This window comes from Actinomyces oris (assembly GCF_001929375.1).
Taxonomy (GTDB): Bacteria; Actinomycetota; Actinomycetes; order Actinomycetales; family Actinomycetaceae; genus Actinomyces; species Actinomyces oris_B.
The window spans coordinates 1-1099 of record NZ_MSGO01000070.1; the positions used below are offsets into that span (position 1 = coordinate 1).

General features: G+C 67.9%; 1 protein-coding gene. It reads right to left on the minus strand.

Annotated elements, in window-relative coordinates:
- Window positions 1-997: IS481 family transposase (locus BKH32_RS12490; RefSeq protein WP_075250326.1), on the minus strand; the 997-nt coding region annotated here is incomplete at its 3' end.
- Between the last annotated feature and the right edge of the window lie 102 nt (window positions 998-1099).

Genomic DNA, 1099 nt, shown 5'->3' on the forward strand with positions numbered 1-1099 from the left:
TGTACTTCCCTGTGAGGTTGTGAACGCGGCTGGCGGGGGTTTGGCCGTCCAGGGCGGTGTGGGGTCGGTGGTGGTTGTAGTGGTGGAGCCAGGTCTGGTAGGCGGCCTCGCGCTGGGTCTGGCTGGTGTAGGTGTGGGCGTAGGCCCACTCATGGGCCAGAGTACGGTTAAAGCGCTCGACCTTGCCGTTGGTCTGGGGCCGGTAGGGGCGGGTGTAGCGGTGCTTGACGCCGGCTGCGGACAGGACCTGGTTAAAGTCCCGTGAGCGGTAGCAGGCCCCGTTATCGGTCATGACAGCCTGGACGGTGACGCCCAGGTCCTTGAAGAACGCGTTGGCGCGCTGAAAGAACCCGGCAGCGGTCTCCTTGCGCTCATCATCGAGGATCTCGGAGTAGACCACACGCGAGTAGTCGTCTATCGCGTGGTGGATGTACCGATAGCCTCCCACCGGGCCGCCCCGACGGCGGGTGCGGGTCTTGGCGCGGTCCGCGGCCAGGGCGGGCGCTGAGCCCCGTCCGTGAGCGCGCCAGCCCCCGCCGTCGGGGACGCGGCCGAGCTTCTTGATATCGAGATGGACCAGCTCCCCGGGACTGGTCTTCTCATAGCGCACCGGCGGCTGGCGGCGCACCGCCAGCCCGGTGGCCTGATCCACCTCGGTCAGGCGGGGCATGTTGTACCGGGCCAGAACGCGCCCCACAGTGGAGCGTGCCAGGCCCAGGTGGTAGGCGATGCGGTGGGGCCCCCACCGGCGGTTGAACCTCAAGGCGATGATGCGCCGCTCAGTGCGCCTTGCCAGCCGTCCTGGGCTGTGGTGGGGGCGGCAGGAGCGGTCCTCCAGGGGCTGGCCGGCCCGGTAGCGGCCCACCCACCGGCTGACGGTGGCCGGCGAGACCTGGAAGCGTTCGGCCACCCGGCGTATGGGCCAGCCTTCTTCCACCACCAGATGAGCAAGACGACGACGCCCCTCAGGGGTCAGCGGTGCGTTAGCGTGGGTCATGAAGGCCTCCGGTCAGTGATGCGAGTGTGTCAACCCACATCATGCCGGAGGCCTTCACACAACCTCAGCCCCGTTCACAACCTCCCAAGGAAGTACAGCTAG